The organism is Citreimonas salinaria, assembly GCF_900107235.1.
Lineage (GTDB): Bacteria > Pseudomonadota > Alphaproteobacteria > Rhodobacterales > Rhodobacteraceae > Citreimonas > Citreimonas salinaria.
In genome coordinates this window covers 253,416-265,628 of sequence record NZ_FNPF01000004.1, presented here as the reverse complement: position 1 = coordinate 265,628, position 12,213 = coordinate 253,416, and the positions used below count along the sequence as shown (strand labels likewise).

Below are 12,213 nucleotides of genomic sequence, written 5' to 3'. Positions count from 1 at the left end.
ACCTTCACTCGATCTGCACTTGTATGCGTAACGCATAATTAAGCCGATTCATCGACTTGGCAACCGCTTTTAACGCGATCCGCGGCGTCACGCCTGCCCGAGGCACCAGCGCATGATCGCCTTCTGGGCGTGCAGCCGGTTCTCGGCCTCGTCCCAGATGACCGAATTCGGGCCGTCCATCACGTCCGATGTCACTTCCTCTTCGCGGTGGGCGGGCAGGCAGTGCATGAACAGCGCGTCCGGTTTCGCCTGCGCCATCAGGCGGGCGTTGACCTGGTAGGGGCGCAGCATGTTGTGGCGCCGTTCCTTCGAGGACTGGCTGTCATGCATCGACACCCAGGTGTCGGTGACGATCAGGTCGGCGCCCTGCACGGCCTTCTCGGCGTCGCGTTCGATCGTGACGGCGGCGCCGGCGTTGCGCGCCCAGCCGACGAACTCCATCTCGGGGTCCAGCTGCACCGGCCCGGTGAAGGTCAGGTCGAACCCGAACTGCCCGGCCGCGTGCAGGAAGGACGCGCAGACGTTGTTTCCGTCGCCGGACCAGACCACCTTCTTGCCGGCGATCGGTCCGCGATGCTCCTCATAGGTGAGGATATCGGCCATGATCTGGCAGGGATGGGTGCGGTCGGTCAGCCCGTTGATCACCGGCACGCTGGCGTATTCGGCCATTTCTTCCAGCACGGTCTCGTCGAAGGTGCGGATCATGATCAGATCGACGTAGCGCGACAGCACGCGGGCGGTGTCGGCTATGGTTTCGCCATGGCCAAGCTGCATGTCGCTGCCCGACAGGACCATCGTTTCGCCCCCCATCTGGCGCACGCCCACGTCGAAGCTGACGCGGGTCCGGGTCGAAGGCTTCTCGAAGATCAGCGCGACCATGCGGCCGGCCAGCGGCTGTTCGGCGTCCGGCGCGGCCTTGGGCTGGCCGTCGCGGGCGTCCTTCATGGCGCGGGCCTGGTTGATGATGGCCCGCAGGGCGGTCTTGTCCATCTTGTGGATGTCGAGGAAATGATTCATCGCAACGTGCTTTCGTCGGGCGGGGTTGGGGCGCGGCCCCGTCCGCGTCGCGGACCCCAGGTATTCGGAAACGGGTCAGGCGGTGGCCTGCTCCAGCGCGGTGGCGGCCTTGCCGAGGCGGTCGATCGCTTCCGCGATCTCGTCCTCGGTCAGGTTGAGCGGCGGCAGGATGCGCACCACGTTGTCGGCGGCCGGGACGGTGATCACCTGCGCGTCGTAGCCGGCCTTGACCACGTCCGTGTTCATCGCGCGGCACTTGAGGCCCAGCATGAAGCCCATGCCGCGGACGCCCTCAAAGATGTCCGGGTGTGCCGCGACCAGCCCTTCGAGGCGCTGGCGGAACAGCCCCGCGCGGGCGTTGACGCCGGACAGGAACTCCGGGTCCGCCACGTGTTCCATCACCGCGCAGCCGACCGCGCAGGCGAGCGGGTTGCCGCCATAGGTCGAGCCGTGGGTGCCGGCGGTCATGCCCGACGCCGCATCCTCGGTCGCCAGCACGGCGCCCAGCGGGAAGCCGCCGCCGATGCCCTTGGCGACCATCATGATGTCGGGCGTGATGCCGGCCCATTCATGCGCGAACAGGCGCCCGGTGCGGCCCATGCCACACTGCACCTCGTCCAGGATCAGCAGCACGTCGTTGTCGTCGCACAGCTTGCGCAGGCCCTTCAGGCACTGGTCGGGCAGCGGGCGGATACCGCCCTCGCCCTGCACGGGCTCGATCAGGATGGCGGCCACGTCGGTGAAGTCGATCGCCTGCAGCGCGTCGTGATCGCCCCAGCGCAGGTGGGTGAAGCCGGGCAGCAGCGGGCCGAAGCCCTTCGTCATCTTCTCGGAGCCCGCGGCGGCGATCCCGGCCGAGGAGCGGCCGTGGAAGCTGCCCTCGAACGCGACGATGCGGGTCTTGTCGGGCTGGCCCTTGTCGTACCAGTACTTGCGCGCCATCTTGACGGCCAGTTCGCAGGACTCGGTCCCGGAGTTCGTGAAGAACACCGTGTCGGCGAAGGTGTGCTCGACCAGCAGATCGGCCAGCTTCTGCTGCTGCGGGATCTGGTAGAGGTTCGAGACGTGCCACAGGTTGCCCGCCTGCTCGGTCAGCGCGGCCACCAGCGCGGGATGCGCGTGGCCCAGCGCGTTGACCGCGATGCCGGCACCGAGGTCGAGGAAACGTCGCCCGTCGGCCTCGATCAGCCAGGCGCCTTCGCCCTTCACGAAGCTCAGCGGCGCGCGGTTGTAGGTCGGCAGGACGGACGGGATCATGGCGGTATCCTTTCGGGGGTTGTCCCGGGGTGCGCGGGGCACCGGTATGGTCGGGAGAGCAGAAAACGCGGGCGACGGCCGCACCATCGGGTGCGGAGAAAAGCTCAGGCTCGTCGGATGGTCGCGTGCGTTTTCATGAGATCGCTCTTAGCGGCTTTGGCGCATGACGCAAGGGAAAAGCGAAGGCGCCGCCCCGGACGGGACGGCGCCGGTGCTCACTCGGCCGCCTGCGGCGCGTCCACGTCCCAGCCCGACACGGCCTTGACCTCGACGAAGTCGTGGATGCCCCAGGAGCCGCCCTCGCGGCCATTTCCGGACATCTTCATGCCGCCGAAGGGCGAACCCGGCCCGCGGCTCTTTCCGTTCATCTCGATCATGCCGGCGCGCAGCACCCGCGCCAGCCGGTTGCGGCGGGCGCCGTCCTGGCTTTGCACGTAGTTGGTGAGGCCATAGGGCGTGTCGTTGGCGATCTCGACGGCCTGCTCCTCGGTCTCGAACTTCATGATCGACAGGACTGGGCCGAAGATCTCCTCGCGGGCGATGGTCATGTCGTTGGTGACGTCGGCGAAGACCGTGGGACGGACGTAGAAGCCCTTGTTGAAGCCCTCGGGCAGGCCGGGGCCGCCGGCCACCAGGCGCGCGCCCTCGTCGATGCCCTTCTGGATCAAGTCCTGGATCTTGTCCCACTGGACCTTGTTCACGACGGGGCCGATATGCGGGCCTTCCTTGGATGCCGGGCCGACCTGGATGGATTTCGCCACCTCGGCCGCCTCCTCGACGACGCGGTCGTAGGCCGAGGATTCCACCAGCATCCGCGATGGCGCATTGCAGGACTGGCCGGAGTTTTCCATCATGTGCTCGACGCTGCGCTTGACGGCTTCGTCGTCGGCATCGGCGAAGATCAGGTTCGCGCCCTTGCCGCCGAGTTCGAGGTGCACCCGCTTGAGCGTGTCGGCCGCGGCGATCGAGATCAGCCGCCCGGCGCGGGTCGAGCCGGTGAAGCTGACCATGTCGACGTCGGGGTGCGACGACAGCTGGTTGCCGACCCCCGGGCCGTCGCCGTTCACCAGGTTGAAGACGCCCTTGGGCAGGCCGGCCTCGTGCATGATCTCGGCGAAGATGATCGCGTTGAGCGGGCTTTCCTCGGAGGGCTTGAGGACCATCGTGTTGCCCGCCACCAGCGCGGCGCCGACCTTCAGCGTGATCTGGTTCATCGGCCAGTTCCACGGCGTGATCATTGCGCAGACGCCCACAGCCTCATGGATGATGCGGGTGTCCTGATGCTTGTCGGACAGCGGCGCCTCCCACGGGAATTCCTTCGCCGCGCGGATGAAGCCCTTGAAGTGGGCCACGCCGGCACCGACCTGGTCGCTGCGTGCCAGATCCAGCGGCGCGCCCATCTCGAGGCTCATCGCCTGGGCGAGATCCTCGGCGCGGGTCTTGTAGACCTCGAGGACGCGTTCCAGCGCCTGGATGCGCTGTCCGACCGGGGTAGCCATCCAGCCCGGCAGCGCGGCCCGCGCGGCGGCGACGGCGGCGTCGGTGTCGGCCTGCCCGCCGAGGCTGATCGTGGCGCAGGGTTCTTCGGCGGACGGGTTGATGACGGCGTGATCGCGGCCATCCTTCGGATCGACCCACTGGCCGTCGATGTAGAATTGCTTGCGCTCTTGCATGATGTACCCTCCTTGAAGCCGGCGCGAGCCGGTCCGTGTCCTTCCGGCCGGCGTGTAGGCCGGCCCTTGGCCGATACTGTGTCACCGCGCCCATGCGCCCGCAAGGCGGGGTTTACAAAGCGCTTCCAGAGCGTATCTCAGCATCGAAAGCGGCGCGGTTCGCCGCCATTTCAGGAAAGGACAAGGACATGGCGCTTCGCATCAACGACACGATCCCGAACCTGACGGTCAAGACCGACCAGGGCGAGTTCAGCCTGCACGACTGGATCGGCGACGACTGGGCGATCCTGTTCTCGCACCCGAAGGATTTCACCCCCGTCTGCACCACCGAGTTCGGCGCGGTCGCGCGGCTCTCGGCGGAATGGAAGAAGCGCGGCACCAAGGTGCTGGGCATCTCGGTCGACGGAGTCGAGGATCACGTGAAGTGGAAGGCCGACATCGAGAAGGCCGGCGGCGCGGCGCCGGATTTCCCGATCGTTGCCGATGACGGGCTGGAGATGGCCAAGGCCTTCGACATGCTGCCGGCGGAATACGCGCTGCCCGACGGGCGCACACCCGCGGATTCGGCCACCGTGCGCGTGGTGTTCATCGTCGGGCCCGACAAGAAGCTGAAGCTATCGATGACCTACCCGATGACGGTGGGCCGCAACTTCGCCGAGGTGCTGCGCGCGCTGGACGCCCTGCAGACCACCAGCCGCGAGGGCGTGGCGACGCCGGCCGACTGGACCGTGGGCCAGGACGTGATCGTGCCGGTGGCGGTCAGCGACGAGGACGCGATCGCCAAGTACGGCAAGATCGACACCGTGCTACCCTACCTGCGGACGGCCAAGCTGCCGGCCTGAGCGGGTCCTCCCGAGAGTTCATTTAACGGGCGCCTTGCGAGGCGCCCGTTTCGTCTGCGGGGATGGGGACTCAGCCTTCGCCCAGCTTCGGGGCGGGGCGATCCAGAACGAGGTCCGCGTCCGAGAACCGGAAGGGCGCGCGCACGCCGGGCACGCCTTCGGGCGCGATGCGCAGGCCCCGCGCCGCGACCTGCGGGTCGGCGAAGACCTCGGCCATGTCGTTGATCGGCCCGGCGGGGATGCCCTCTGCCTCGCAGCCTTGCAGGAGGTCGGCCTTGCTCCGCTTGCGGGTCTCGGCCATCAGCCGGGCGATCATCGTCTCGCGGTTGGCGACGCGGTCGGCATTGGTGGCGTAGTCCGGATGCTCGACCATGTCGTGCAGGCCCAGCAGGGTGCAGAGGCGGCGATACTGTGCGTCGTTGCCGGTTGCGATGATGATATGGCCGTCGGCGCAGTCGAACACCTGGTAGGGCGTGAGGTTGGGGTGGTAGTTGCCTGTGCGGCCCGGCGGCGTGCCGGTGCTGAGGTAGTTCAGCGCCTGGTTCGCGGTGGCCGACACGGCGCAGTCGAGCAGGCTCATGTCGATGTGCTGGCCGCGGCCGGTGCGGTGCCGCTGGTGAAGTGCTGCGAGGATACCCGAGACGCAATAGAGCCCGGTGAACAGGTCGGTGACCGCCACGCCTGCGCGCTGGGGCTGGCCGTCGGGCTCGCCCGTGATGGACATGAGGCCCGACATGCCCTGGATGATGTAGTCGTAGCCCGCGCGGTGCGCGTAGGGGCCATCCTGTCCGAAACCGGTGATCGAGCAGTAGATCAGGCCGGGATTGGTGGCCGCGGCGCTGTCGTAGTCCAGCCCGTACTTCTTCAGGCCGCCGACCTTGAAGTTCTCGATCAGGATGTCGGCCCCGGCGATCAGGTCGTGCATGCGGGCCTGACCGGCCTCGCTGGCGATGTCGACGACTTCGGACCGCTTGCCGCGGTTGCAGGAATGGAAATAGGCGGCCGAGCGATCGCCGTCACGATCGATGAAGGGCGGGCCCCAGGCGCGCGTGTCGTCACCCTTTGGGCTTTCGATCTTGAGAACATCGGCGCCGAGGTCGGCCAGTGTCTGACCGGCCCAGGGGCCGGCCAGGATCCGCGCGAGCTCGATCACCCGGACCCCTTCGAGGGGTCCGCGCGGTGCCGAATTCATTCGCCCAGGCGCTCGTCCAGGATGTCCGAGAACTCGGCGTAGCTCATGTTGGAGCGGGTCTCGCCGTCGATCACGAAGGTGGGCGTTGCGCGGACGTTATGCTCCTCGGCGTTGGCCTGGTACCATTCCACCAGCGCGCGCAGCTTGGCCGAGTCGGTCAGGCAGCTTTCCAGCTGGTCGTTGTCGAGGCCTGCCATGCGGCCGATCTTGCGCAGCTCGTCGGCGATGGCGGCGTCCGAGCCGGCACGCGACCATTCGCCCTGCGTGTCGTAGATCATGTCGGTGATGCCGAAGAAGCGGTCCTCGCCGCCGCAGCGGGCGACCAGGCTGGCCCACATGCCGTACTTGTCGAAATAGACCTCGCGGTAGGTGAAGCGGACCTTGCCGCTGTCGATGTAGTCTTCCTTGAGCTGCGGGAAGACGTCTTCGTGGAAGGTCGCGCAATGCGGGCAGGTGTACGAGGCGTATTCGATCACCTCGACCGGCGCGTCCTCGGCACCCAGCGTCATCTCGGTGATCTCAACGGCTTCGGTTTCCGTCGTCGCCTCCTGGGCCGAGGCCGCGCCCGGCAGCGCGATCGTCGCACCGGGGGCGGTGCCCTGTCCTGCGACCCACCAGCCGCCGCCGACGATTGCCGCGGCCAGCGCCACTGCGGAGAGATGCGTTTTCATGTCCGGTCTCACTTTCTTGCCTGCGGGCGCGCTGCGCCCTGTTGTCGGTCGGGCGGTCGGCGCCCTGCTGCTGCGGGCGCCATGCGCCCGGATGTCGTTCGCGGGCCCGTGCCCGACCGGGCCTCAGCCCCGGCGCGTCTCGGTTCTGGATATGACGTTGGCCGCCAGGCGTTCAAGCGCCGCGCGCAGCCCCTCGTCGCCGACGCCCTCGGCCACGGCGCGGGCCTGCTGCTGCGCCTGCGGGGACGGGCCGCGCGGGGCTTCGGGCCGTCGATGGACGAAATCCACCTGCCCCTCGGCAAAGCCGGTGGGCGCGGTCTGGGTCACGCGGATGCGGGCGATGGCGTTGTAACCGTAGATGCCGTTGATGCGTTCGCGCAGCGTCTCGCGCGCCATCTCGACCATCGGGGCGTTGCCGCCCGTGGTCAGCACCGTCAGCGTGGCGCCGAAGCCGCCCCTGCCATAGCGGATCTCCACGGGCCGGGTAATCGCGGCGAGGTCGGCGCCGGCGATCTCCTCCCAGTGGGTCAGCACGCGCGACTGTGCGAAGCCTCGCGATTCGGAGGCCTTGCGCACCCGCTCCTCGAGCAGTTTCGAGGTCCGCGCGAAGCCGTAGGTCGTGGTGCTGCGCCGTTTCACGGGGTGTTGCCTTGTCTCTGCGGTCTCGAGGCTATTCTACTGACCGCGGCCGCCACGGCCACCCCAATCCGTCCCTGTGCGAGAGCGATCAAGCGAATGTCAGACCTGCGCGAGCGCGCGAGTGCCGCCGAGATGTCGGCCGACCTGCTGGAATGGTACGACCGCCACGCCCGCGCGCTGCCGTGGCGCGTGGGCCCGGCGGCGCGGGTGCGTGGCGAGCGGCCAGACCCCTACCGCGTCTGGCTGTCCGAGATCATGCTGCAGCAGACCACCGTAGCGGCGGTGAAATCCTACTACGCCACGTTCACCACCCGCTGGCCGAATGTGCAGGCGCTGGCCGCGGCCGAGGATGCCGACGTCATGGCCGCCTGGGCCGGCCTTGGCTATTATGCCCGGGCGCGCAACCTGCTGAAATGCGCGCGCGTCGTTGTGGAAGATCACGGCGGGCGCTTTCCCGGCGACCACGAAACGCTGCTGACCCTGCCCGGCGTGGGGCGCTACACCGCCGCGGCGATCGCGGCCATCGTCTTCGACGATCCGCAGGTGGTGGTCGACGGCAACGTGGAGCGCGTGATGGCGCGCGTCCACGACGAGCACACGCCGCTGCCGCAGGCCAAGCCGGTGCTGACCGACATGGCGGCGCGGCTGACGCCGGCTGACCGGCCGGGCTGCTACGCGCAGGCGGTGATGGACCTTGGCGCCACGATCTGCACGCCGAAGCGGCCGGCCTGCGGGCTGTGCCCCTGGCGGCGATCCTGCGCGGCGTGGGCGGCCGGAACGCAGGCGGACCTGCCGAAGAAGGCACCGAAGAAGCGCAAGCCGACGCGCCACGGCATCGTCTACCTGGCGCGCCGCGTCGACGGCGCCTGGCTGCTGGAACGGCGCCCGGACAAGGGGCTGCTGGGCGGGATGCTGGGCTGGCCGGGCAGCGACTGGTCCGATACGCCCGCCGACGCGCCGCCGATTCGCGCGGAATGGCGCACCCTGTCCGAGGAAGCGCTGCACACCTTCACGCATTTCCACCTGCGGCTGGTCGTGAAGACCGCCCTTGTGCCGATGGATCGCGCACCCGCGCGCGGAAAATTCATCGAATTGCCCGATTTCAGCCCCGCCGACCTGCCAACGGTGATGCGCAAGGCGTTCGACCTTGCGTCACGCGGCTGATCGCCGCTTTGGCGGATGCGCGATCCGGCCGTAGGATCGGGCGCAGCTTTCGGAGGCTTCGATGAGCGACGCGACACCCGTTTCGACGACACCCGACCTTGCGCGGCTGACCGCCGTTGCGCCCTTCGCGCTGTCGCTGATGCTGATCCCGATGGTCTGGGTGGCGGCGCTGTGGGGCGGCTGGTGGATCGCGCTGCCGATCGTGTCGACGTGGTACCTGTTCTCGATCCTCGACGCGGCGCTGGGGCTGAACCAGGACAACGCCGACCCGCTGACGCCGGACGACCAGCTTCACCTCTACAAGGCCATCACCGCCGCTTGGGTGCCGCTGCAGATCATCAGCCTGTTCGGCCTGATCTGGTTCGTCTCGGACGCCGCGCACCTGACCGCCTGGGAGAAGGTCGGCGTGTTCATCGGCGTCGGCGTGATGACCGGCACCGTCGGCATCACCTACGCGCACGAGCTGATGCACCAGCGCAACCGGCTGGAGCGTCGGCTGGCCGACCTGCTGATGGCGATGGTGCTGTACTCGCACTTCCGGTCCGAGCACCTGCTGGTGCATCACCGCTATGTCGGCACGCCGCGCGACCCGGTCAGCGCGCGCTACAACGAGGGGTTCCACCGCTATTATCCGCGCGTGCTGCGGCAGTGCCTGGTGTCCTCCTTCCGCGCCGAGGCGGCGATGCTGGCGCGCAAGGGGCTGCCGTGGTGGCATCGCTCGAACCCGTTCTGGACCTACTGGGCGCTTCAGGCGACGGCACTGGCGCTGGCGGCGGTGCTTGGCGGCTGGGTCGGCCTTGGCCTGTTCGCGCTGCAGGCGGGCGTCGCAGTCTGGCAGCTCGAACTGGTGAACTACGTCGAGCATTACGGCCTGACCCGCAAGCACCTGGGCGACGGAAAGTACGAGCACGTCCTGCCGCGCCACAGCTGGAACGCCTCGCACCGCGCGTCGAACTGGCTGTTGATCAACCTGCAACGCCATTCCGACCACCACTACAAGCCCGACCGGCGCTTTCCCCTGCTGCAGACCTATCCCGAAGACGAGGCCCCGCAACTGCCCTACGGCTACCCGGTGATGACGATGGCGGCGATGGTCCCGCCCCTGTGGCGGCGCGTGATGAACCCGCGCGTGCGCGCCTGGCGGCGGCGCTTCTACCCCGAGATCACGGACTGGAAACCCTACAACAGGGCCGAGACCCCGCTGCCGCGCTGAGCGGCGCACCCCGTGCGGCACCGCAGCACGTGCCGTGGTGACATTCGGCGCGGCCGTCGCTAGAAGGCGCGCGACAGTTGCAGCCAACGCACGAGGGTTCTCATGACGATCCAGGTTTTCGGACACAAATCCCCCGACACCGACAGCACCGGCAGCCCGATCATCTGGGCGTGGTACCTCAACCAGATCAAGGGCGAGGACGCCAAGCCCGTGCTTCTGGGCGAGCCCAACACCGAGGCCGCGTTCATGCTGTCGCACTGGGGTCTCGACAAGCCCGAGATCATCGAGGACGTGGCCGAGGGCGCGCCGGTGGTGATCGTCGACACCAACAACCCCGCCGAGCTGCCCAAGTCGATCAACAAGGCCGACATCCGCGGCATCATCGACCACCACAAGCTGGTCGCCGGGCTGGAAACCAAGGCGCCGATCGAGATCCGGATCGAGCCGCTGGCCTGCACCGCCACGATCATGTGGAAGATGATCGGCGACGACCTCGCCCAGGCCCCGCGCGAGATCAAGGGCGCGATGCTGACCTGCATCCTGTCCGACACGCTGGAATTCCGCTCGCCCACCACCACGCAGGAGGACAAGGCGATTGCCTTCGGCCTCGCCAAGGACCTGGACGTGGACCTGAAGGATTTCGCGGCTCAGATGTTCGCCGCCAAGTCCGATGTCTCGGCCTTCTCGGATGCCGAGCTGCTGCGCATGGACAGCAAGGAATACGAGGTCGACGGCACCAAGTTCCGCGTCTCGGTGCTTGAGACCACCGCGCCCGACATGCCGCTGTCGCGCAAGGACAGCCTGATGGAGACGATGAAGACCGTCGCGTCCGAGGACGACGTGGACGAGGTGCTGCTGTTCGTGGTCGACATCCTGAACGAGGAAGCGACCCTGCTGGTCCCGAACGACCGCGTGAAGGCCGTGGCCGAGAAGAGCTTCGGCGCGACGGTCGAGGGCGACACGGTCGTGCTGCCCGGCGTGATGAGCCGCAAGAAGCAGATCATCCCGAACCTCAAGGTCTGAGACCGGACCACGACCAGCCCCGGGGAACATCGTCCCCGGGGCCGCGTTCCCTCGGCGCAAGCGAGGAGAACGCCATGCTGAACACGGCCAACATCACGGAATTCGATGCCGGGCTGCCGGCCACCTACGCCTTTCGCATCACCGGCGCCGTGACCCGCGACGACATGGCGGCCATGGCCGAGCGCATGCTGGCCGTCTTCGATGCGCATTCGAAGGTCGACATGCTGCTGGTCTTCGAGACCGGCACGAGTTCGGAACCGGGCGCGTCGCTGTCGATGGATTCGATGAAGGCGCAGGTCGAATCCCTGGCCAAGGTGCGCAATTACGTTGTCGCGCAAGCCCCCGACCGGGCGGGCAACATGGTCGAGACGATGGGCAAGCTGATGCCGGTCGAAGCGCGGGCCTTCGACACCGAGGCCGAGGCTTTGGACTGGCTGCGTGCGCAACCCGCGCCACAGGGCTGAGCGCCGGGAAGGGCGCCGGCGGGCCGAGCGCAGCAAGGGCTGGCAGAGGCCGCCCGCCTGCGCCATAGCTGAGCCGACCCCGCAAGAAGGAACCCGGCCCATGACGCAGATCATCTCCGCCCTGTCCGACGTGTCGCGGAACTACGACGCGCTTTTCGTCGATCTCTGGGGCTGCGTGCATGACGGCGTCGCGGCAATTCCCTCGGCGATCGAGGCGCTGCAGGCCTACCGGGCGCGCGGCGGCCGCGTGATCCTGCTGACCAACGCCCCGCGCCCGCGCCACGAGGTCGCCCGCCAGATCGAGCGGTTCGGCGTACCAGAAGACGCCTGGGACGATATCGCCACGTCCGGCGATTCGGCGCGCGCGGCCATGTTCACCGGCGCGGTGGGCCGCAAGGTCTGGTTCATCGGTCAGGAACACGACCTGTCCTTCTTCGACCCGCTCAAGCTTGTCTCCGATCCCGTCGCGGTCGAGCGCGTGGACCTGGACGAGGCCGAAGGCATCGTCTGCTGCGGCCCGTTCGATCCGCATGCCGACCCGGCCGTCTACCGCCCGCAGTTCCTGGCGGCCAAGCAGCGGGGGCTGAAGCTGCTCTGCGCCAATCCCGACATCGTCGTGGACCGGGGCGACACCCGCGAGTGGTGCGCCGGCGCGATGGCGCGGCTCTACACAGAGATGGGCGGCGAAAGCCTGTATTTCGGCAAGCCGCATCCGCCGGTCTACGACCTCGCGCGACGGCGGCTGGCCGATCACGCGGGCCACGTTTCCGACGACGCGATCCTGGCCATCGGCGACGGTCCGCAGACCGACGTGCTGGGCGCCATGGGCGAGAAGATCGATTCGCTGTTCATCACCGGCGGGCTCGCACGACTCGAGACAGCGACGGAAACCGATCCCGACCCCGAGGCGCTGCAGCGTTACCTCGCTGCCGAAGGCATCGCGCCCACCTACTCGATCGGACGTCTGCGCTAGTCTTCTCGCTTGACTTTCTGCGTCCGCTAGGTAATTAAATTACGCGTTACGTTATCGGGACGCTGTTTAATTACCCTTAGGGACC

At 68.0% G+C, this 12,213-nt stretch carries 12 protein-coding genes; 6 read left to right on the top strand and 6 right to left on the bottom strand.

The window, feature by feature from the left end:
• Window positions 1–87 precede the first annotated feature (87 nt).
• The 3 genes from argF to BLW27_RS07330 form a co-directional block, all read right to left on the bottom strand.
• The gene (argF, locus tag BLW27_RS07340; protein ID WP_089881620.1) at window positions 88–1,017 is read right to left on the bottom strand and encodes an ornithine carbamoyltransferase; all 930 of its coding nucleotides are present in this window, start codon (window positions 1,015–1,017) and stop codon (window positions 88–90) included.
• A 75-nt stretch (window positions 1,018–1,092) separates the two neighbouring features.
• Window positions 1,093–2,274 (bottom strand): aspartate aminotransferase family protein, encoded by a 1,182-nt coding sequence (locus BLW27_RS07335; RefSeq protein WP_089881616.1) that lies wholly within the window; start codon window positions 2,272–2,274, stop codon window positions 1,093–1,095.
• Window positions 2,275–2,489: 215 nt separating this feature from the next.
• Window positions 2,490–3,947 carry an aldehyde dehydrogenase family protein gene (locus BLW27_RS07330; protein WP_089881612.1) on the bottom strand — a complete coding sequence of 486 codons (1,458 nt, stop codon included), beginning with the start codon at window positions 3,945–3,947 and terminating at the stop codon, window positions 2,490–2,492.
• Between the two features lie 188 nt (window positions 3,948–4,135).
• On the opposite strand from BLW27_RS07330, the gene BLW27_RS07325 reads away from it, so the two are divergent.
• A complete protein-coding gene (locus tag BLW27_RS07325; RefSeq protein WP_089881609.1) occupies window positions 4,136–4,789 on the top strand; it encodes a peroxiredoxin in 654 nt (217 codons plus the stop codon).
• 70 nt (window positions 4,790–4,859) lie between these two features.
• On the opposite strand, the gene BLW27_RS07320 is transcribed toward BLW27_RS07325, so the two are convergent.
• From BLW27_RS07320 to BLW27_RS07310, 3 genes are all read right to left on the bottom strand, one after another.
• On the bottom strand, window positions 4,860–5,981 hold the full coding sequence (locus tag BLW27_RS07320; RefSeq protein ID WP_089881605.1) for a CaiB/BaiF CoA transferase family protein: 1,122 nt from the start codon (window positions 5,979–5,981) through the stop codon (window positions 4,860–4,862).
• Window positions 5,978–6,652: a DsbA family protein gene (locus BLW27_RS07315; RefSeq protein WP_089881602.1), complete on the bottom strand. Its 675-nt coding sequence runs from the start codon at window positions 6,650–6,652 to the stop codon at window positions 5,978–5,980. The genes BLW27_RS07320 and BLW27_RS07315 overlap by 4 nt, the downstream gene beginning before the upstream one ends.
• Window positions 6,653–6,775: 123 nt before the next feature.
• A complete protein-coding gene (locus BLW27_RS07310) occupies window positions 6,776–7,291 on the bottom strand; it encodes a DUF721 domain-containing protein (protein WP_089881599.1) in 516 nt (171 codons plus the stop codon).
• A gap of 96 nt (window positions 7,292–7,387) precedes the next feature.
• Between BLW27_RS07310 and mutY the strand changes: the two genes are divergently transcribed.
• From mutY to BLW27_RS07285, 5 genes are all read left to right on the top strand, one after another.
• Window positions 7,388–8,455 (top strand): A/G-specific adenine glycosylase, encoded by a 1,068-nt coding sequence (mutY, locus tag BLW27_RS07305; RefSeq protein ID WP_245710807.1) that lies wholly within the window; start codon window positions 7,388–7,390, stop codon window positions 8,453–8,455.
• Between the two features lie 61 nt (window positions 8,456–8,516).
• Entirely contained in the window at window positions 8,517–9,668 is a 1,152-nt protein-coding gene (locus BLW27_RS07300; RefSeq protein WP_089881595.1) for an alkane 1-monooxygenase, read from the top strand.
• A 102-nt stretch (window positions 9,669–9,770) separates the two neighbouring features.
• Window positions 9,771–10,691, top strand: a complete 921-nt coding sequence (locus tag BLW27_RS07295; RefSeq protein ID WP_089881592.1) for a manganese-dependent inorganic pyrophosphatase — start codon at window positions 9,771–9,773, stop codon at window positions 10,689–10,691.
• A 74-nt stretch (window positions 10,692–10,765) separates the two neighbouring features.
• Window positions 10,766–11,155: a SpoIIAA family protein gene (locus BLW27_RS07290; protein ID WP_089881589.1), complete on the top strand. Its 390-nt coding sequence runs from the start codon at window positions 10,766–10,768 to the stop codon at window positions 11,153–11,155.
• A gap of 100 nt (window positions 11,156–11,255) precedes the next feature.
• A complete protein-coding gene (locus tag BLW27_RS07285) occupies window positions 11,256–12,128 on the top strand; it encodes a TIGR01459 family HAD-type hydrolase (protein ID WP_089881586.1) in 873 nt (290 codons plus the stop codon).
• The last annotated feature ends 85 nt before the right edge of the window (window positions 12,129–12,213 follow it).

Excerpts from the sequence above, each read along its gene's own strand:
- argF (WP_089881620.1), bottom strand. The coding sequence starts at position 1,017 with ATGAATCATTTCCTCGACATCCACAAGATGGACAAGACCGCCCTGCGG.
- BLW27_RS07335 (WP_089881616.1), bottom strand. The coding sequence starts at position 2,274 with ATGATCCCGTCCGTCCTGCCGACCTACAACCGCGCGCCGCTGAGCTTC.
- BLW27_RS07330 (WP_089881612.1), bottom strand. The coding sequence starts at position 3,947 with ATGCAAGAGCGCAAGCAATTCTACATCGACGGCCAGTGGGTCGATCCG.
- BLW27_RS07325 (WP_089881609.1), top strand. The coding sequence starts at position 4,136 with ATGGCGCTTCGCATCAACGACACGATCCCGAACCTGACGGTCAAGACC.
- BLW27_RS07320 (WP_089881605.1), bottom strand. The coding sequence starts at position 5,981 with ATGAATTCGGCACCGCGCGGACCCCTCGAAGGGGTCCGGGTGATCGAG.
- BLW27_RS07315 (WP_089881602.1), bottom strand. The coding sequence starts at position 6,652 with ATGAAAACGCATCTCTCCGCAGTGGCGCTGGCCGCGGCAATCGTCGGC.
- mutY (WP_245710807.1), top strand. The coding sequence starts at position 7,388 with ATGTCAGACCTGCGCGAGCGCGCGAGTGCCGCCGAGATGTCGGCCGAC.
- BLW27_RS07300 (WP_089881595.1), top strand. The coding sequence starts at position 8,517 with ATGAGCGACGCGACACCCGTTTCGACGACACCCGACCTTGCGCGGCTG.
- BLW27_RS07295 (WP_089881592.1), top strand. The coding sequence starts at position 9,771 with ATGACGATCCAGGTTTTCGGACACAAATCCCCCGACACCGACAGCACC.
- BLW27_RS07290 (WP_089881589.1), top strand. The coding sequence starts at position 10,766 with ATGCTGAACACGGCCAACATCACGGAATTCGATGCCGGGCTGCCGGCC.
- BLW27_RS07285 (WP_089881586.1), top strand. The coding sequence starts at position 11,256 with ATGACGCAGATCATCTCCGCCCTGTCCGACGTGTCGCGGAACTACGAC.